The sequence below is a fragment of the Curvibacter sp. EU05-FHT14A10 genome (assembly GCF_058791075.1).
The window spans coordinates 311,662-329,751 of the sequence record NZ_JBYTDE010000007.1 but is presented as its reverse complement, the minus strand read 5'-3'; the positions used below and the strand labels follow the sequence as shown (position 1 = coordinate 329,751).

General features: G+C 67.2%; 15 protein-coding genes. 12 read left to right on the top strand and 3 right to left on the bottom strand.

From position 1 onward, the window contains the following. The first annotated feature begins 47 nt into the window (after positions 1 to 47). A complete protein-coding gene (locus AC3WUT_RS16095; protein WP_492348083.1) occupies positions 48 to 1,259 on the top strand; it encodes an MFS transporter in 1,212 nt (403 codons plus the stop codon). 67 nt (positions 1,260 to 1,326) lie between these two features. Here AC3WUT_RS16095 and AC3WUT_RS16090 read toward each other — a convergent pair whose 3' ends face one another. Next, on the bottom strand, positions 1,327 to 3,072 hold the full coding sequence (locus AC3WUT_RS16090; RefSeq protein WP_492348128.1) for a bifunctional protein-serine/threonine kinase/phosphatase: 1,746 nt from the start codon (positions 3,070 to 3,072) through the stop codon (positions 1,327 to 1,329). Between the two features lie 329 nt (positions 3,073 to 3,401). Here AC3WUT_RS16090 and nirB point away from each other — a divergent pair, with 329 nt between their 5' ends. From nirB to AC3WUT_RS16055, 7 genes are all read left to right on the top strand, one after another. Beyond that, the gene (gene nirB, locus AC3WUT_RS16085) at positions 3,402 to 5,834 is read left to right on the top strand and encodes a nitrite reductase large subunit NirB (protein ID WP_492348082.1); all 2,433 of its coding nucleotides are present in this window, start codon (positions 3,402 to 3,404) and stop codon (positions 5,832 to 5,834) included. Between the two features lie 11 nt (positions 5,835 to 5,845). Further along, entirely contained in the window at positions 5,846 to 6,634 is a 789-nt protein-coding gene (locus AC3WUT_RS16080) for a type IV pili methyl-accepting chemotaxis transducer N-terminal domain-containing protein (protein ID WP_492348081.1), read from the top strand. Positions 6,635 to 6,646: 12 nt separating this feature from the next. After that, complete coding sequence (nirD, locus tag AC3WUT_RS16075) at positions 6,647 to 7,045, top strand: nitrite reductase small subunit NirD (protein ID WP_492348080.1); 399 nt, start codon at positions 6,647 to 6,649, stop codon at positions 7,043 to 7,045. Beyond that, the gene (locus AC3WUT_RS16070) at positions 7,042 to 9,879 is read left to right on the top strand and encodes a nitrate reductase (RefSeq protein WP_492348079.1); all 2,838 of its coding nucleotides are present in this window, start codon (positions 7,042 to 7,044) and stop codon (positions 9,877 to 9,879) included. Before nirD ends, AC3WUT_RS16070 begins: the two co-directional genes overlap by 4 nt. 125 nt (positions 9,880 to 10,004) lie before the next feature. Next, a complete protein-coding gene (gene ybiB / locus AC3WUT_RS16065; protein ID WP_492348078.1) occupies positions 10,005 to 10,910 on the top strand; it encodes a DNA-binding protein YbiB in 906 nt (301 codons plus the stop codon). After that, positions 10,907 to 11,743 carry a uroporphyrinogen-III C-methyltransferase gene (gene cobA / locus AC3WUT_RS16060; RefSeq protein ID WP_492348077.1) on the top strand — a complete coding sequence of 279 codons (837 nt, stop codon included), beginning with the start codon at positions 10,907 to 10,909 and terminating at the stop codon, positions 11,741 to 11,743. Before ybiB ends, cobA begins: the two co-directional genes overlap by 4 nt. 117 nt (positions 11,744 to 11,860) lie before the next feature. Further along, positions 11,861 to 12,571 carry a methyl-accepting chemotaxis protein gene (locus AC3WUT_RS16055; protein WP_492348076.1) on the top strand — a complete coding sequence of 237 codons (711 nt, stop codon included), beginning with the start codon at positions 11,861 to 11,863 and terminating at the stop codon, positions 12,569 to 12,571. A 24-nt stretch (positions 12,572 to 12,595) separates the two neighbouring features. On the opposite strand, the gene AC3WUT_RS16050 is transcribed toward AC3WUT_RS16055, so the two are convergent. After that, positions 12,596 to 13,018, bottom strand: coding sequence for a DUF2752 domain-containing protein (locus AC3WUT_RS16050; RefSeq protein ID WP_492348075.1), 423 nt, complete (start codon positions 13,016 to 13,018; stop codon positions 12,596 to 12,598). Further along, the gene (locus AC3WUT_RS16045; RefSeq protein ID WP_492348074.1) at positions 13,018 to 13,587 is read right to left on the bottom strand and encodes a hypothetical protein; all 570 of its coding nucleotides are present in this window, start codon (positions 13,585 to 13,587) and stop codon (positions 13,018 to 13,020) included. Before AC3WUT_RS16045 ends, AC3WUT_RS16050 begins: the two co-directional genes overlap by 1 nt. Positions 13,588 to 13,738: 151 nt before the next feature. Between AC3WUT_RS16045 and AC3WUT_RS16040 the strand changes: the two genes are divergently transcribed. The 4 genes from AC3WUT_RS16040 (at position 13,739) to AC3WUT_RS16025 (ending at position 18,027) form a co-directional block, all read left to right on the top strand. Further along, on the top strand, positions 13,739 to 14,968 hold the full coding sequence (locus AC3WUT_RS16040) for a BaiN/RdsA family NAD(P)/FAD-dependent oxidoreductase (protein ID WP_492348073.1): 1,230 nt from the start codon (positions 13,739 to 13,741) through the stop codon (positions 14,966 to 14,968). Positions 14,969 to 15,135: 167 nt separating this feature from the next. After that, positions 15,136 to 15,348, top strand: a complete 213-nt coding sequence (gene rpsU, locus AC3WUT_RS16035) for a 30S ribosomal protein S21 (RefSeq protein ID WP_007833691.1) — start codon at positions 15,136 to 15,138, stop codon at positions 15,346 to 15,348. A 102-nt stretch (positions 15,349 to 15,450) separates the two neighbouring features. Further along, positions 15,451 to 15,897, top strand: a complete 447-nt coding sequence (locus AC3WUT_RS16030) for a GatB/YqeY domain-containing protein (RefSeq protein WP_492348072.1) — start codon at positions 15,451 to 15,453, stop codon at positions 15,895 to 15,897. A gap of 153 nt (positions 15,898 to 16,050) precedes the next feature. Beyond that, positions 16,051 to 18,027 (top strand): DUF6600 domain-containing protein, encoded by a 1,977-nt coding sequence (locus AC3WUT_RS16025; RefSeq protein ID WP_492348071.1) that lies wholly within the window; start codon positions 16,051 to 16,053, stop codon positions 18,025 to 18,027. Positions 18,028 to 18,090 lie beyond the last annotated feature (63 nt).

The window sequence follows — 18,090 nt, the reverse complement described above, 5'->3', positions numbered from 1 at the left end:
ACGCCTTTTTTGTTTTCCGCCATGCCCTCGGGGCCGCAAAGACACCCATGTTCAATTTCCGAGAGTTCCACCGCGCAGGTCACAGCCCCACGCTCTGGTCAGCCTTCCTGTACTTTGGCTTTTCCTTTGCCATCTGGTCCATCAACGGTGCCATGGCGCCCTTCATCACCGAGGCGCTGCAACTCAGTCCCACGCAAAAGGGCCTGATGCTGTCCATCCCGATCTTTGCCGGGGCCTTCATGCGCTTTCCGCTGGGTCTGATGGCGCAGTACATCGGACGCAAAAACGCCACCCTGGTCGAAATGGGCGGCATCAGCCTGAGCATGGCCTACGGCTACTTCTTCGTGCAAAGCTTCAACGACCTGCTGGCCATGGGCGTGCTGCTGGGGGTGGCCGGCGCCAGCTTCGGCGTGGCCATGTCACTGGGCTCGGGTTCGTTCCCGCCCCGCTACAAGGGCCTGGCCATGGGCATCGTGGGTGCCGGCAACGTCGGCACGGCCTTCGCAGCGCTGCTGGCGCCAGTGCTGGCACAGAACTTCGGCTGGCAGACGGTGTATGGCATCGCCGCGCTGAGCGTGGCCATTCCGGCGGCCGTGATGGTGGTCTTTGCCAAAGAGCCGGCCGACCTGTCGCCCCACACCACGCTGCGCGAGCACCTGTCCTGCCTGTACGAAAAAGACGGCTGGGCGTTCAGCCTGATCTATGCCGTCACCTTCGGCGGTTTCGTGGGCCTGTCGGCCTTTCTGCCCAGCTATTTCTACGAACAATTCGGGGTCAGCAAAGTTCAGGCTGGCCAGCTCACCATGCTCGCTGCCTTCCTGGGCGCAGCACTGCGGGTCATGGGGGGCTGGCTGTCTGATCTTTGGGGCGGCGTGAACACCCTGACGGGGGTGCTGGTCGTCACCGCCGCCAGCCTGCTGCTGGCAGGCTTCGCCCAAGGCTCGCTGCCGGTCACGGTGCTGCTGTTTCTGGTCTGTTTCTCGGCCCTGGGCGCGGGCAATGGCGCGCTGTTCCAGCTGGTACCCCTGCGCTGGCCGCTGACCACCGCGGTGGCGGGCTCCATGATCGGCGAACTCGGCGCACTGGGCGGCGGCCTGGTGCCCAATCTGATGGGCTTCTCCAAGCAGTACACCGGCTCTTACCTGCTCGGCTTCGCCTGCTTTGCCGCCTGTGCCGTGGCGGTGCTGCTGCTGTTGCGCGTGATGCAGATCCGCTGGACCCGCACCTGGGCCGAAAAAGGCGGTCGCGCCCGCCACTGAAGGCGCCCCCAACCCAACGGACACCGTCCGTCTGGCCCGCCCGGCAGATGCAAGTGTTTGGTGCGGCTCAGTGCGGCAGGAACAGCAGGCAATAAACCAGCGCTGCATTGAACAACACGCTGACCACCAGGGCGATTTTCCAGACCGCCGCAGGGTCGCGCTGGATCAAGGGCGTTGCCACCGGCGCACTCAGGGGGCGAGACGCACCGCGCTCCAGCGCCAGCAGCATCTCCTCGGCGGTCTCGAAGCGTTGTGCGCGCTGTCGCGCCACGGCCTTCAGGGCGACATGGTCGAGCCAGATCGGCACCTGGGGATTGTGTCGGCTGGGTGGCTGCGGATCGCGGTGGTAGCGCCCACTCTGGTAGGGCAGCACCTCGCCATACGGCAAGCGGCCCAGGCTGAGCAGTTGATACAGCGTCACGCCCAGCGCATACAGGTCGCTGCCGGCATCGGGCAACTGCGCCTTGTGGCCCGCCTGGCCATGTCCGGCCCACTGCTCAGGGTTCATGTAGCTGGGTGTACCGGCATGCAGCTCACGCGTGGCCGCCGGCTCACGCCCGCTCAAGGCCACGCCCAGGTCCAGCAGGCGCAGCACGCCGTCGTCACCCAGGTGCAGGTTGTCGGGCTTCACATCCCGGTGCACCACCCCTTGCCGGTGCAACACCGCCAGCGTGCGCAAGGCCTGGGTGACCAGGTTGAGCACCTGGGCCAGGGGCAGGGCCGCCTGCCGCTGCAGCAAGGCCCCCAGGGTCTCGCCGTCGTACCAGTCGTACAGCAAGTAAAAGCCGCTGGCCGCAGCCGCCCCTTGCGGTGGCCAGTCATGGAGCCGGGCCAGGTGTCCCGCGGCACTGCCGCCCTGCATGCGGCGCGCCACCCAAGCCTCGTGAGCCAGGGTCTGGCGCTCTTCGGGGTCGTGCGCACGCTGGGGGTGCAGCGACTTCAGGGCATAGCAGCGCTGCGTCAACGGATCGCGCACCTGGTAGAGACGGTGAATGCCGCTGTCAGCCACCAGTGCCAGCACCTCCAGCCCATCCACCCCATCGCCCACCTTGAGCAAAGGCAGCACCGGCTGTTGCAAGGCGTGGCGAGCCTCGTCCTGCAGCGTGGCTTCCAGCGCCCCCTGCACCCGCACCACCGCCGCCGTCAGGTTGTCGTCACTGCCGCTGCGCAGCGCGGCCTTGACCAGCGCCTCACACAGGGCCTGGGGCGCCAGTCCCTGCGCCAACAACGCCAGAATGTCGCGGCCCGGCAGGCTGCCATGCACCCCATCGGACAGCAGCACGAAGGTATCGCCACTTTGCAGATCGCCCTGGCTGTAATCGACCAGCAAACGATCCTCCAGCCCCACGGCCCGGGTCAGCTGGTGGGCGAAGTCGGTGTGCGGCATCACATGATCGACCGTGAGTTGCTGCATCTCGCCATCGCGCACCAGGTAGGCCCGGGTGTCGCCGACATGGGCCACGGTATAGGTCTGCCCGCGCAGCACCAGAGCGGTGAGCGTGGTCAGGCCCAGCGCGGGCTGACGGCGCCGGTTGATGCCCGCCAACCAAGCGTTCTGCGCGCTGATGACGCGGTCCAGGGCCACCGTGGTGTCCCAGGTTTCGGGGGTCCCGAAATAGTCGCGCACCAGCGTCGTCACGGTGGTCTGAGCCGCCTCGCGGCCAAAGCCCCCGGTGCTCACGCCGTCGGCAATCGCGGCAATCGCCCCACGGGCCTGCTCGTGACCCTGGCCACTGACCAGTGCCGCGAAATCCTCGTTCTCGGACTTGCGTCCAGGCAGCGAGACAAAACCAAATTCGAGATCAAAACTCATGCACCAGCGGAAAGCAGGTTCCATGCCCGAAGCTGGTGCGCTGCGCTGCCCATCCAGCACCTGTCCGGGTGGTGCACCGCACCAATTTCGCGCACCAGGGCGCTTCGCAGCCCCAGCGGGCGCCGTTCGCCCTGGCACAGCCATTGCTTGACACCCCCAACGGCCTCAGGGCCGCCGGGTGGATCCCTTGCAATGGCGCAGGGGTCGACCCGGGACGAAGGCGTCCCCACATGCAGTCTCGCACCCCCGAGGCCGCATCGTGTGGACGCCTTTTTTGTTTTCCGGACCGACTGGCTCGCCAGCCCGGCCCCAAGCGACGGAGCATGACGATGAAAAAACTCAAGCTGGTGATGGTCGGCAATGGCATGGCCGGTGTGCGCACGATCGAAGAGCTGCTGAAGATCGACCCCTCGCTGTACGAGATCACGATCTTTGGTGCCGAGCCGCACCCCAACTACAACCGCATCCTGTTGTCGCCTGTTCTGGCGGGTGAGCAGACGCTGGAGGAAATCGTCCTCAACCCCTACGACTGGTACCGGGACAACGACATCACCCTGCACACCGGCAAGAAGGTGGTGCAGATCGACCGCATCCGGCGTGTGGTGCGGGCCGATGACGGCACCGAGGCGGCCTACGACCGCCTGCTGCTGTGCACAGGCTCCACCCCCTTCATGCTCCCGGTTCCGGGCAAGGACTTGCAGGGCGTGATTGCCTACCGCGACATCCACGACACCAACACCATGATCGAAACCGCCACCACGCACCGCCATGCAGTGGTCATCGGCGGCGGCCTGCTGGGCCTGGAAGCGGCCAACGGCCTGATGCTGCGCGGCATGAGCGTGACGGTGGTGCATGTGAACGCCTGGCTGATGGAACGCCAGCTCGACGACGTGGCTGGCCGACTGCTGCAGAAGTCGCTGGAGCAACGCGGCCTGCAGTTCCGCATCGGTGCCCAGACCCAGGCCTTGATCGGCGGCGCCGACGGTCGCGTCCAGGCCGTGCGCTTCAAGGACGGCAGCGAGGTGGCGGCCGATCTGGTGGTGATGGCCGTGGGGATCCGACCCAACACCGAGTTGGCCGAACAGGCCGGCCTGCTGGTGAACCGGGGCATCGTGGTCAGCGACACGATGCAGACCGTGACCGACCCCCGCATCTGGTCGGTGGGCGAGTGCGCCGCCCACCGGGGCACCGCCTACGGACTGGTGGCACCGCTGTTCGAACAGGCCAAGGTGGCAGCCAACCACCTGGCCGAGTTCGGCATCGCGCGCTACCAGGGCTCACTCACCTCGACCAAACTCAAGGTGACCGGCATCGATCTGTTCTCGGCCGGCGAGTTCATGGGCGGCGAAGGCACCGAGGAAATCGTGATGAGCGACCCCTATGCCGGGGTCTACAAAAAGCTGGTCATCAAGAACGACAAGCTGATCGGCGCCTGCCTGTATGGCGACACGGTGGACGGCAGTTGGTATTTCAAGCTGTTGCGCGATGGCCGCAGCGTGGCCGACATCCGCGACAAGCTGATGTTCGGTGAATCCAACATCGGCGATGTGGGCCACGAAGGCCACAGCAAGGCGGCGGCCATGCCCGACGAGGCCGAGGTCTGCGGCTGCAACGGCGTCAGCAAGGGCGCCATTTGCAAGGCCATCAAGGAAAAAGGCCTGTTCACACTCGAAGAGGTGCGCAAACACACCAAGGCCAGCGCCAGCTGCGGCTCGTGCACCGGCCTGGTCGAGCAACTGCTGATGTTCACGGCGGGCGGCGACTACTCGGCCACCCCCAAGACCAAAGCCATGTGCGGCTGCACCGAGCACGGCCATCAGGCCGTGCGCGAGGCCATCGTGAAAGACAAGCTGCTGACGATTGCCGACGTGTTCCGCGTCATGGACTGGAAGACCCCCAACGGCTGCGCGAGCTGCCGCCCTGCAGTCAACTACTACCTGATCAGCAGCTGGCCCAAAGAGGCCCGCGACGACCCGCAAAGCCGCTTCATCAACGAACGCAGCCACGCCAACATCCAGAAGGACGGCACCTACAGCGTGATCCCGCGCATGTGGGGTGGCGAAACCACGGCCGATGAGCTGCGCCGCATTGCCGACGTGGTCGACAAGTACAAGATCCCCACCGTCAAGGTGACCGGCGGCCAGCGCATCGACCTGCTGGGCGTGAAGAAGGAAGACCTGGTCAACGTCTGGAAAGACATCGGCATGCCCAGCGGCCACGCCTATGCCAAGGCCTTGCGCACTGTGAAGACCTGCGTGGGCAGTGAGTGGTGTCGCATGGGCACCCAGGACAGCACCCAGATGGGCAAGGACCTGGAACGCGCCATGTGGCGCATGTATGCCCCGCACAAGGTCAAGTTTGCCGTCTCGGGCTGCCCGCGCAATTGCGCCGAAGCCGGCATCAAGGACGTGGGCATCATCGGTGTGGACAGCGGCTGGGAGATGTACATCGCCGGCAATGGCGGCATCAAGACCGAGGTGGCGCACTTCTTCACCAAACTCAAGACCGCCGCCGAGGTGCTTGAATACACGGGCGCCTTCATGCAGCTCTACCGCGAAGAAGGCTGGTACCTGGAGCGCACCGTGCACTACGTGGGCCGGGTCGGTCTGGACCACGTGAAAAAACGCATCCTGGACGATGCCGCCGGCCGCCTGGCTCTGTGGGAGCGCCTGCAATTTGCCCTCGACGGCGAACCCGACCCTTGGTTCGAGTTCGATCGTGCCGAGGTGGACACCCGCCAATTCAACGCCCTCAAGGCCTGAAACCCCACCGGATGAACACCATGGCTCTGCAACGCCGACACCTGCTGGGCCTGGCCGCCTGCTGGGCGAGCCTCGCCCGGGCCCAGGTCGATCTGGCCGATGCCATCAACATGGCGGGGCGCCAGCGCATGCTCTCGCAGCGCATGGTCAAGGCCTGGCTGGCCCTGGCCGCCCAGGCGCCCACACCCACGGCTCAGCAAGTGTTGAGCCAGTCGATGGCCTTGTTCGAGCGCCAGCATGAACAACTCAAGGCCTACGCGCCCAGCACGCCGATCCGCAACACCTATGCGGCCCTGGATCCGGCCTGGCAGGCCTTGCGCGACGCGCTGTCTACCCCACCCGAGGCCCGCCGGGCCAATGCCCTGCTGCAAGCCGATGCCCAGGTCCTGGCGCTGGCCCAGCAAGGCACCGCCCAGCTCGAAGCGACCTCGACCCGCCCCGCCGGCCCCCTGGTGAACCTGGCCGGGCGCCAACGCATGTTGTCGCAGCGACTGGCCAAGTTCTACCTGGCCGGCGTGCTGCAGGTCGACCCGGCCGCCGCGGCCACCGAAATGGCCCGGGCCCGCAGCGAATTCCTGCAGGCGCAAGACACCCTGCACAAAGCCCCCGAAACCTCTGCCCGCATCGCCGATGAACTGGCACTGGCAGACGGCCAGTGGGTGTTCTTTGACGCTGCACTGAAAAAAATCAGCTCGGCCACCCCTGGCAGCAAGCCGCTGTCGGAGCTGTTCGTGGCGAGCGAAAACCTGCTCTCGGTGATGGACCGCGTCACCGGGTTGTATGCGGCCCTCAGGGCCTGAACGGAGAACAAGATGAGCCTCTGGAAACCCATCTGCCGCGTGGACGAGATTCCCGCACTGGGCGCACGCCGCGTGAGCCGCGATCATGGCCTGGAGGTGGCGCTGTTCCGCAACGACCAAGACGAGGTCTTCGCGTTGCTCGATCGTTGCCCCCACAAGGGCGGCCCGCTGTCACAGGGCATCGTCTTCGGCCGCAGCGTGGCCTGCCCGTTGCACAACTGGACCATCGGGCTGGCCGATGGCCAGGCCCAGGCCCCCGACGTGGGTTGCACGCCGCGTTTCGCCGTGCTGGTGCAAGACGGGCTGGTCCACCTCGATACCGAGGAACTGCTGCACCATGCCACCGAGCTGCAGCGCCCCCAGGCAGGCCCGGCCTGCCGTCAACCCCTGGACGGAGGCCCCCAGCCATGACCCCAGTCCCCCAGGCGCTCCTCCAGGAAACCCGCTCCACCTGCCCGTACTGCGGCGTGGGTTGTGGCGTGATCATCGAAACCCGGGGCCAGGCCATCACCGGCGTGCGCGGCGACCCGGCCCACCCGGCCAACTTCGGCCGCCTGTGCACCAAGGGCTCCACCCTGCACCTCACGGCCAGCGCCGACATCACCCGCCAGACCCGCCTGCTGCAACCGCTGCAGCGCCTGGAGCGGCGTGGCCCGACCCAGCCCCTGGCCTGGGATGCCGCCCTGGACCTGGCGGCCGACCGTCTCAGCCGCATCGTGCGCGAACACGGGCCGGACGCCCTGGGCTTCTACCTGTCGGGCCAGTTGCTGACCGAGGACTACTACGTCTTCAACAAGCTGGCCAAGGGCCTGTTGGGCACCAACAACCTCGACACCAACTCACGCCTGTGCATGAGCAGCGCCGTGGCCGGCTACAAGGCCACCCTGGGAGCCGATGCCCCACCGGCCAGCTATGCCGATTTCGACCACGCCGACTGCCTCTTCATCGCCGGCAGCAACACCGCCTGGGCCCACCCGATCGCGTTCCGCCGCATCGAAGACGCCAAGCGGGCCCGCCCCGGGCTGAAGATCGTGGTGGTCGACCCGCGGCGCACCGACACCGTCGAACTGGCCGACCTGCACCTGGCCATCCAGCCGGGCACGGACGTGATGCTGTTCCACGGCATGCTGCACATCATGCTGTGGGAGGGCTGGACGCAGCCGGCCTACATCGCCGCCCACACCAGCGGCTTCGAAGCGCTGAAGACCCTGGTGCGCGACTGCACACCCGAGCGGGTGGCCCAGGTCTGCGGCATTGCGCCGCAAGACCTGCACGAGGCCGCCCGCCTGTTCGCTACCTCGCCCGCCACGCTGAGCCTCTACTGCCAAGGCCTGAACCAGTCCAGCAGCGGCACCGCCAAGAACGCCGCCCTGATCAACCTGCACCTGGCCACCGGCCAGATCGGACGCCCGGGGGCGGCCCCGTTCTCACTGACCGGCCAGCCCAATGCCATGGGCGGGCGCGAGGTGGGCGGCCTGGCCAATCTGCTGAGCGCGCACCGCGACATGGCCAACCCGCAGCACCGCGCCGAAGTCGCGGCCCACTGGGGCGTGGAGCAGGTGCCCGCCACCCCGGGCAAGAGCGCGGTCGAGATGTTCGAGGCCGCCGCCGACGGCCAGATCAAGGCCTTGTGGATCGCCTGCACCAACCCCGCCCAATCGATGCCGGACCAGGCCACGGTGCGCCGCGCCCTGCAGCGCGCCGAATTCGTGGTGCTGCAGGAGGCTTTTGCCACCACCGCCACCGCCGAATTCGCCGACCTGCTGCTACCCGCCACCACCTGGGGCGAAAAACTGGGCACCGTGACCAACAGCGAGCGCCGCATCAGCCGCGTGCGCGCCGCCCTGCCCCCGGCCGGCGAGGCCCGTCACGACTGGGCCATCGGCGTGCAGCTGGCCCAGCGCCTGGAAGCCCGGCTGCGCCCTGGCCAGGCCACGCTGTTCCCCTACCCCACGGAAGCGCCGGAGGCCGGGGTGCAAGCCATCTGGTGCGAACACCGCGAATCGACCCGGGGCCGCGACCTGGACATCACGGGTCTGAGCTACGAGCTGCTCGACAGCCTGGGTCCCCAGCAATGGCCCATGCCCGCCGGGGCGGCCACCGGCAAAACGCGGCTGTATGAAGATGGCGTGTTCCCGACCCCCGATGGCCGGGCCCGTTTCAGCGCCACCCCTTACCAGCCGGTGGCCGAAAGCCGCGATGCGCGCTACCCGTTCTCGCTCAACACCGGCCGCCTGCGTGACCAGTGGCACGGCATGAGCCGCACCGGCACCCTGGGCCGCTTGTTCGGCCACGTGCCCGAGCCCGCGATCCAACTCCATCCCCAAGACATGTCCCGCCGCCAGTGGCAGGAGGGCGATCTGGTGACGGTGCAATCACGGCGTGGCGCCATCGTGCTGCCCGTGCAGGCCAGCAGCGAGGTCGGGCTCAACCAGGCCTACATCGCCATGCATTGGGGCGCCGAATTTCTGAGCGGCTGCTCGGCCACGGGCGAGCCGCTGGCCGGCGTCAACGCGCTGATGCCCAGCACCTTCTGCCCAAGCTCCAAGCAGCCCGAACTCAAACACGCGGCCGTGCGCATCAGCAAGGCGGAGCTGCCCTGGTCCCTGGTGGCCATGGCCTGGTTGCCGACCGGCGAGGCCCTTGCGGCGCGCGAGAAGCTGAAGCCCCTGATGGGCGCCTTTGCCTTCAGCACCTGCGTCCCCTTTGGCCGGGCGGATGCGCTGGGCGGTACCACGGCGCCCACCACCGGCGTGCTGTTCCGGGCCGCTGCGCCCGAGGCCCCCCCCGCCGAAGTGCTGGTGCAGATCGAAACCCTGTTGGGCCTGCAAAACGAAGACTCGCTGCACTACGTCGATCTGCGGCGCGGCCAGCGCCGCACCGTGCGGGTGGAGCCCCAGGGTGACGACACCCGCATCACCGGCCTGCTGCTGGGTGGCGACACCCGCGCCGAAGTGTGGCTGCGCACGCTGCTGCAGGAGGACCTGCCCGCGCGGGCCTATGGGCGGCTGCTGTTGCTGCCGGGTGCCGAAGCGCCGGTGGCCGTGGTGAGCAAAGGGCGGACCGTGTGCAGTTGCGTGGGGGTGACCGACCAGGCCATCGAGGCCGCGCTGGCGGGCTGCCAGGGCCAGGAGGAGGAGCGACTGGGCCAGCTTCAGGGAGCGCTGAAATGTGGCACGAATTGTGGTTCATGTGTTCCAGAGCTCAAGCGCATGGTGCGATTGATCAAGCCGGTGACGGGCTGAGACCCATCCAGGTGTGGCGATGCAGAAGCCGCACCAAAGTTGGGCATATAGCGGAAAGTCAGAAGGCTTCAGGGACAATGCGCGGCTCTGTTTCAACAGACCTTCCAAAACAAGCAGACCACGACATGGCAATCAGTCAGTACATCAAGGAAATTGGCCGCGGCAAAGAGGGTGCACGCCCCCTGAGCCGGGAGCAGGCGGCCGACCTCATGGGCCAGCTGCTGGACGGCACGGTGACCGATCTGGAAATCGGCGCGTTCTGCCTGGCCATGCGCATCAAGGGTGAATCCCCCGAAGAGATGGCCGGGTTTCTCGATGCCACCCACGCCCGCATGACCCGCATGCCCGCCACCCTCAAACCGATGGTGGTGCTGCCCAGTTACAACGGTGCGCGCAAGCTGCCCGTGCTCACCCCGCTGCTGGCCTTGCTGCTGGCGCGCCGGGGCGCCAGCGTGCTGGTGCATGGCACCCCGACCGAAGAGGCCCGCGTGCCGGCCGCCGCGGTGCTGTCGGCCCTCGGCACCCCGTCGCTGGTGGCCGTGCGCCCCCTCAAGGCTGGCGAACTGGTCTACGCACCCACCGGCCTGTTGCTGCCGGGCCTGAAGCGACTGCTGGAGGTGCGCCGGGCCGTGGGTTTGCGCAATTCAGCACACAGCATGGTCAAGCTGATGAGCCCTTGCCAGGGCCCGAGTGTGCTGGTCAGCAGCTACACCCACCCGGAGTACGCCGAGTCCATGGCGGCCACGCTGGCCCTGACCGGTCAGCGCGCCCTGCTGCTGCGCGGCACCGAGGGCGAGGTGGTGGCCGACCCGCGCCGCACCCCCGAGATGACCGCCTACATGGAAGGCCAGGCCTACCCCTGGCAAGCGGCCCAGCAGGGTCCCCTGGCCACTCTGCCCGAGTTGCCCCGTGACATCAGCGCGGCCTCCACCGCCAACTACATTCAACTGGTGCTGGCAGGCAAGCTGCCGGTACCCACCCCCATCGCACGCCAGGTCGAACACATCCTGCGCCTTGTGGAGCACCCATGACCAACACCCTCACCCCGGACCCCCGGTCCTCATCGGCCCGACAAGGCCACTGCACCCTGGTGGGCGCCGGCCCGGGCGACCCCGAACTGCTCACACTCAAGGCCGTCAAGGCGCTGCAGCGTGCCACCGTGTTGCTGGTGGACGACCTGGTCAGCGACGAGATCGTGGCCCTGGCCTCACCCCAGGCCCGCGTGGTCTATGTGGGCAAGCGCGGCGGCTGCAAGTCGACCCCGCAGGCTTTCATCGAGAAGCTGATGATCACCGCGGTGCACGAAGGCGAGCAGGTGGTGCGTCTCAAAGGGGGCGACCCCTTCATCTTTGGCCGTGGCGGTGAAGAGGTCGAGCACCTGCGTGCCGCCGGCATCGAGGTCAGCGTGGTCAACGGCATCACCTCGGGCCTGGCCGCCGTGACCTCGCTGGGCGTGCCCCTGACCCACCGCGAACACGCCCATGGGGTGGTGTTCGTCACCGGCCACGCCAAGCCCGGCGACAGCGGTACCGACTGGCCCGCGCTGGCGGCCACCGCCCACAGCGCCCGCCTCACGCTGGTGATCTACATGGGCGTGAGCGGGGCCGAGCGCATTCAGCAAGAGCTGCTGCAAGGCCTGCCCGGCCACACCCCGGTGGCCATCGTGCAACGGGCCAGCCTGCCCACGCAGCGCCATGCCATCACCACGCTGGCGCAGTTGTGCCACACGCTGCAAACCGAACAGTTGGGCAGCCCTTCGGTGATCGTGGTGGGTGACGTGATCGGTGGGGTGCATGCCCTGAGCACCAGCCCCTCAGTGCCCGCCGACGTCGACGCCATGCGCGAGCGCACCGGCACGCTTTGAGAACGACGGACACGTCCAGGACCGACCGGGAGAGGCACCAGGACTGACTTGGCGCTGACAATTCTGGCCCGGCATTTGCTTCGTGTCAGGCGTGTTCACCAGGGAAAGAGAGTCCACATGACTGCATTGGCACGACACCCGGCCTCGGCCTACCCGCAGGCCCTGCCCAGGAGCATCAGCGCGGCCAGCCAACCCAGGGAAGGCGACATCTCCCTGGTCAACATGGCCGCCCGCCAACGCATGTTGTCGCAGCGCATGATCCTGCAGACCGTGCTGGCCGCCCAAGGCCATGCCGGACAACTGGCCGCCGCGCGCAAATCGCTGGAACTGTTCACCACCAGCCAGCAACACCTGCGTGAAACCGGCCGTGCCCTGCCCGCCGAGCAGGCCCAGGTCATTCTGCGGGCCTACGAGGGCCCCAACGGGGCAGGGCAGACCATCGACACCTTCATCGCGCAACTCCGGACCACCCAGGACCAGATCGAGCGACAAGACCGCCGGGTGAGCGAGACCCTGGCCTCGCTGGTGGACAGCACCGATCAGGTGCTCGATGCCCTGAACCGGGCGACCACCGCCTTCGACCAGGTCACGGCCGCCCAATCGCAGGCCATGATGCGCGAACTGACCGGCATCGTGGCCTCGATCCAGACCGTGGCCCGGGAAGCCAAGGTGGTGAGCTTCAATGCCCAGGTCATGGCGGCACGGGCTGGCCAGCACGGCCGCGAATTCGCCGTGGTGGCCAACGTGCTGTCAGGCATCACGGCCGAAATCGACGGCCTGTCGCTCAAGGCCGTGTCCCTGGCCGGGCGGCAAGGCGTCAAACATTGAGATTGAAGCCCTGCGGGTGCAGGTTCACCCGCCCGCAAAACCGCCCGCAACCCAGGCGCCTGCCAAGCCACACCCAACCCGCCAACCCCACTCAGCCAGCCAGAACACCACTCCGGCCCCCAACAGCCGCCGTTCAAGCCGGCTCCAGGCTTGGCGCCCTCCCTGAGGGGCCAGCCTGCGCCAACCCAGCATCAGCCAGGCCCCCAGCAGCAGCGGCAACAGCCCGGGCTGAGCCTGCCAGGCGCCAGACCAGTCGCCCTGGCCCAGGGCGTGGACCAGGTGCGTGCCCCCACACAGCGGGCATGGGCAACCCGTGAGGGCCTTGAAAGCACAGACCGGCAAGGCCTCGCCATGCAACAGCACCTGGCTCAAGCCGCCAGCCACCGGCCACGCCCCCAGCCAGAGCAGGCCGGGCGCCCAACGCTGCAGACCCGCTTCAAAAGTCATCACAGCGCCAGGATCACCCGGGGATCCCCCGACAACTGACGCGCCATGTGATACGCCCCCAGGTAGGCCAGGGGCAGCGTCAGGACCACGCCCACCCCGCACAGCAGCGCCCCGATGCCGGCCAGTACCGAGATCAGGAAGCTGCAGATCAAGGCCATGAACAGGTTGGGCCGAAGCTGGCTCCAGGCCGTCTTGATCGCCTGGATGGCGTCCTTCTCGCCCTCGGCCACTTCATGCAGCGCCAGGGGCACCAGCGGCAGCAGCAGCAGGCCCGGCAGCACACAGAAACAAAAGCCCACAGCCACCAGGATGCCGGCCAGCAGGGCCGCCAGCAAGGCAGGCCCGAAGTCGTCGAAGCCCCTGAACACATCGGTGAAGCTGATGGGCTGCCCGGCCTCCTCGGCACGCATCATGCGCATGTAGCCCACCATCAATGGGCCGGTCAGCAAGCCGAAAAACAGGTTGCCGATGGCCGTGACCAGCACCGTGGCCACGATGTGGGTGAGCATGTTCTTGCGGTACTGGGCCCAGGCCGCGCCCAGGCAGTCGCCGATGTTCAGAGTCGCCATGAAGTTCCCTCCGGTTTTTGAGATGTAAATCCCCATTCTCCTGATCGCCGCCCGCTTGCCAAGCGCCTTCACGCGGCCCTGCGGCACCTGGCTGACGATAATCAAGCCTTTTGCCGCGGGGTGAGCGCCCCGTGTTGCCCTGGAGCCTGGTTTGAATGTCGATGCCGTGATTGTGGGAGCCGGGGCCGCCGGCCTGTTTTGTGCCGGCGTGGCCGCGCAGCGCGGGCTGCGCGTGCTGCTGGTGGACCATGCCGAGAAGGTGGCCGAGAAAATCCGCATCTCAGGTGGCGGCCGCTGCAACTTCACCAACCGCGAAGCCAGCCCGGCCAACTTCCTGGGCGCCAACCCGCACTTCTGCCGCAGCGCCCTGAGCCGCTTCACCCCGCAAGACTTTGTCGCCCTGGTCAAACGCCACGACATCCCTTTCCACGAAAAGCACAAGGGCCAGCTGTTCTGCGATCGCTCGGCCGAGGACATCATCCAGATGCTGTTGCGCGAATGCGAGGCGGGGGCTGCTGGTGGCAGCGTCACCCGCTGGCAAGGCTGTGGCGTGAAGGCCGTGCGCTGCACCGAAGGCAGCACGGGCACCGTCTACGAGATCGACACCGATCAGGGCACGGTGCGCAGCCCCAGCCTGGTGATGGCCACGGGTGGCCTGTCCATCCCCAAGATCGGCGCCACCGATTTCGGCTACCGGGTGGCCCGCCAGTTCGGCCTGCGCCTGGTCGAACAGCGACCGGGCCTGGTGCCCCTCACCTTTGACGGTGCCGCCTGGCAACCGTATGCCCAGTTGGCCGGGCTGGCCCTGCCGGTGGCCATGGAGACGGGCAGCAAGAAGAGCCGCGGGCATTTTCTGGAAGACCTGCTGTTCACCCACCGCGGCCTGTCAGGCCCGGCAGTGTTGCAGATTTCAAGCTACTGGCAGGCCGGCACGCCCATCCGCATCAACCTGATGCCCGAGTTGGACCTGCCCGAAACCCTGGCCCGCGCCAAGGCCGTGTCGCGCAAGCTGCTGGTCAATGAACTGGCGCACAGCCTGCCCAGCCGACTGGCGGAGGCCTGGGTGCAGCAGGACCCGGCCCTGCAGCGGCCTTGCAACGAGGTGACCGACAAGGCCCTGCACACCCTGACCGAGCGCCTGTCGCGCTGGGAGCTGATCCCCACCGGCACCGAAGGCTACAAAAAGGCCGAGGTCACCCTGGGTGGCGTGGACACGCGCGATCTGTCGCAGCAGACCCTGGAATCCAAGCAGCCCGGCCTGTATTTCATTGGCGAGGTGGTGGATGTGACGGGCTGGCTGGGGGGCTACAACTTCCAGTGGGCCTGGGCCAGCGCGCATGCCTGCGCCCAGGGCCTGGCGGCCCGGGCGGGGCTGATGTGAGCGCTGTCTGAGGCCTGGATGCACAAAAATCTTGTTTGCGCAAGCCAGAACGCTATAATCGCAGGCTTTGCTGGCAAATGCCCCGCCGGCCTGATCAATTTTTTAGGCGGGGAACCTCGCTTGTGGGCCCGATCTTCCCCGAGCACCTCATTGGAAAACATTACGTAATGACCACCATCCGTGTTAAAGAAAACGAGCCCTTCGACGTCGCACTGCGTCGTTTCAAGCGCACCATCGAAAAACTGGGTCTGCTGACCGACTTGCGCGCCCGCGAGTTCTATGAAAAGCCGACCGCTGAACGCAAGCGCAAGAAGGCTGCTGCCGTGAAGCGCCACTACAAGCGCGTTCGCAGCATGCAACTGCCCAAGAAGCTGTACTGATCGCAGCCCGCCTGCTGGTTCACAGCAGTCGACACAACCCGCGCTCGGGACGCCAGGCGCGGGTTTTTGCATTCTGAAACCCAATTTCGAACGGAGAACACCATGTCCCTCAAGGAACAGATCACCGAAGACATGAAGGCCGCCATGCGCGCCAAGGACTCGGAGCGCCTGGGCACGATCCGCCTGTTGCAGGCCGCGATCAAGCAGCGCGAGGTCGACGAGCGCATCACCCTGGACGACGTTGGCGTGGTGGCCATCGTCGACAAACTGATCAAGCAGCGCAAGGACTCGATCGCCGCCTTCGAGCAGGCCGCCCGCCAGGATCTGGCCGACAAGGAGTCGGCAGAACTCAAGGTGCTGCAGGCCTACCTGCCGGCCCGCCTGAGCGCCGAGGAGGTCACCGCCGAAGTCAAGGCCATCGTGGCCGAGCTGGGCGCCTCCGGCCCAGGCGACATGGGCAAGGTCATGGGCGCGGTCAAGACCCGCCTGGCCGGCAAAGCCGACATGGGCTTGGTCTCTGCCGCCGTGAAGGCCGCCCTGGCAGGCTGAGCCTCCCGGCCCTCACCAGCAAGCCACCCGCATTCGAGGATGCGGGTGGCTTTTTTGCGCCCTTTTTTTGTGAGCAATTGCAGCCGCCTGCCCAGGCGCGTTGACCTTTTGGGGGGCTGGCGCGTTAATCCGCCAACACCTGACGAGATCACCATGTTCTTCAAGCCTTCCTCCCCACCCGGCCAGGCCTTCACCTGGGCCCGCCGCACCCGACAGGCCTGCCAGGGCTTGGTTCTGGGCCTGACCCTGATCGGTGGCCTGACCCTGGCCCAGATCGCACCGGGCCGCGTGGGTTACCTGAACCTGATCGAAGGCGTGGTGCAGACCGGCCAAACCAACACACCGGACGCCGAGATGGCGCTCTACAACCAGCCCCTGACCCGTGGCAACCGCCTGATTCCAGCCCCAGGGGCCCGGCTCGACATGAGCACGGGCACCAGCAGCTGGCGAATGGAAGGCCCGGGCCAGCTCGACATCACCCAGCTCGACGACCAGACCACCCAGATGCAACTGCGCCAGGGCCGCCTGGCCCTGAGGGTGCGCCAAATGGTGCCTGGAGAGCGCATCGAGATCGACACCCCCAACCTGGCCGTGCTGGTACAGCAGCCCGGCGATTACCGCCTGGACGTGAGCCTGGAACAAGGCAACACCCGGGTCAGCGTGCAGCAAGGCAGCCTGGTGGCCTACGGCGAGAACGGCGCCAGCCAGTCCCTGCCACAGGGCTTGCAATGGAGTTTTGGCGGGCGCCTGCTGGCGCAGCTGCAAACGCCCCTGGTGTTGCGGCCGGACGGATTTGACCAATGGGTGGCGCAACGCAACCAGATCGAAGACCAATCGCAGGCCGCGCGCTACCTGCCGCGCGAGGTCATCGGCTACCAGCAACTGGATGGCTGGGGCGAATGGCGCACCGACCCGACCTGGGGCACGGTGTGGTACCCGACCGTCACCGTGAGCGACTGGGCGCCTTACCGCTACGGGCGTTGGGAATGGATCGAACCCTGGGGCTGGACCTGGATCGACGACGCCCCCTGGGGTTTCGCCCCTTTCCACTACGGCCGCTGGGTGCAGACCGGGCCGCGCTGGTGCTGGGTGCCCGAACGCTACGAACGCAACCGCCGCCCAAGCTATGCCCCGGCCCTGGTGGGGTTTCTGGGCACCCCGCAGGCAGGCTCGCGCCCTCAGGTGCGGCATCCGGACGTGGGTTGGGTACCCTTGGCCCCGGGTGAGGCTTGGCAGCCCGCCTGGGGGGCCGGCCGCCCTGGCTCGGTCGGCAGCCTGCCACGCCCAGGCAGCTACCTGAACCAGCAACGCCCGGACGCCATCACCCACCAGGCGCAAGGGGGCAAGCCGGTGTGGTCTCAGCACCCGGCAGGCGGTACTGCCTCGGGCGGATCGGGCTTCCAGGCTCAACCGCAGCCGCCACAGCCACTGCCGCGCCCTCAAGTGCAGCTTGTGCCCGAGCGACCGAGCGACCACCCCTTCGTGGGCACAGGCGCGAGCAACACCCCATGGCAGGGCCGGGAGAGCGAGCGCCGCCCCAACATGAGCCCTGCGCCCGCGCTGCAAACCAGCCCTGCGCCCGCGGGCCAGCCCATGGGCCGCCCCGGCGTCGTGCAGCAGGTGAGCCCGGTGCCCAACAACGCCCCCCGCACCGAGGCTGACCGGCAGTGGCGCGAGGCGCAGCAACGCGAACAGCAAGAGCAGGCCCAGCGCCAGCTTCAGCAGCAAGCCCAGCAACAACTGCAAATGCAGCAACAACAACAGCAACAGCAACAACAGGCCGAAGCAGAGCGCCAACGCCAGGCCCTGCAACAACAGCAGCACCAGCAGTTCCAGATGCAGCAGCAAATGCAGCAGCAGCAGCAGTTGCAACAACAGCAACGAGAACAGGCACTGCGCGAACAGCAGATGCGGGAACAGATCCAGCACCAGCAGCAACAACAGCACCAGCAGCAACAACAGCAACAACAGCAGCAACAGCAGCAACAGCAACAACAGCAGCGCCAGCCCTCGTCAGCACCGCGCGAAAACCGCGAGAACCTGGTGCGCCCGGGGATTCAGATCAACGGCGGCGGCCGGCTTGGCGCGCCGGTCTCCGAGCGCCCCGAAGTGCGCAGCAACACCCAGTGAGGCCTTCGCGCCCACGAAAAAATGCCCCAGGCGCTTGGCGCGCCAGGGGCATTGGGACAACTC

Excerpts from the sequence above, each read along its gene's own strand:
- AC3WUT_RS16095 (WP_492348083.1), top strand. The coding sequence starts at position 48 with ATGTTCAATTTCCGAGAGTTCCACCGCGCAGGTCACAGCCCCACGCTC.
- AC3WUT_RS16090 (WP_492348128.1), bottom strand. The coding sequence starts at position 3,072 with ATGAGTTTTGATCTCGAATTTGGTTTTGTCTCGCTGCCTGGACGCAAG.
- nirB (WP_492348082.1), top strand. The coding sequence starts at position 3,402 with ATGAAAAAACTCAAGCTGGTGATGGTCGGCAATGGCATGGCCGGTGTG.
- AC3WUT_RS16080 (WP_492348081.1), top strand. The coding sequence starts at position 5,846 with ATGAACACCATGGCTCTGCAACGCCGACACCTGCTGGGCCTGGCCGCC.
- nirD (WP_492348080.1), top strand. The coding sequence starts at position 6,647 with ATGAGCCTCTGGAAACCCATCTGCCGCGTGGACGAGATTCCCGCACTG.
- AC3WUT_RS16070 (WP_492348079.1), top strand. The coding sequence starts at position 7,042 with ATGACCCCAGTCCCCCAGGCGCTCCTCCAGGAAACCCGCTCCACCTGC.
- ybiB (WP_492348078.1), top strand. The coding sequence starts at position 10,005 with ATGGCAATCAGTCAGTACATCAAGGAAATTGGCCGCGGCAAAGAGGGT.
- cobA (WP_492348077.1), top strand. The coding sequence starts at position 10,907 with ATGACCAACACCCTCACCCCGGACCCCCGGTCCTCATCGGCCCGACAA.
- AC3WUT_RS16055 (WP_492348076.1), top strand. The coding sequence starts at position 11,861 with ATGACTGCATTGGCACGACACCCGGCCTCGGCCTACCCGCAGGCCCTG.
- AC3WUT_RS16050 (WP_492348075.1), bottom strand. The coding sequence starts at position 13,018 with ATGACTTTTGAAGCGGGTCTGCAGCGTTGGGCGCCCGGCCTGCTCTGG.
- AC3WUT_RS16045 (WP_492348074.1), bottom strand. The coding sequence starts at position 13,587 with ATGGCGACTCTGAACATCGGCGACTGCCTGGGCGCGGCCTGGGCCCAG.
- rpsU (WP_007833691.1), top strand. The coding sequence starts at position 15,136 with ATGACCACCATCCGTGTTAAAGAAAACGAGCCCTTCGACGTCGCACTG.
- AC3WUT_RS16030 (WP_492348072.1), top strand. The coding sequence starts at position 15,451 with ATGTCCCTCAAGGAACAGATCACCGAAGACATGAAGGCCGCCATGCGC.
- AC3WUT_RS16025 (WP_492348071.1), top strand. The coding sequence starts at position 16,051 with ATGTTCTTCAAGCCTTCCTCCCCACCCGGCCAGGCCTTCACCTGGGCC.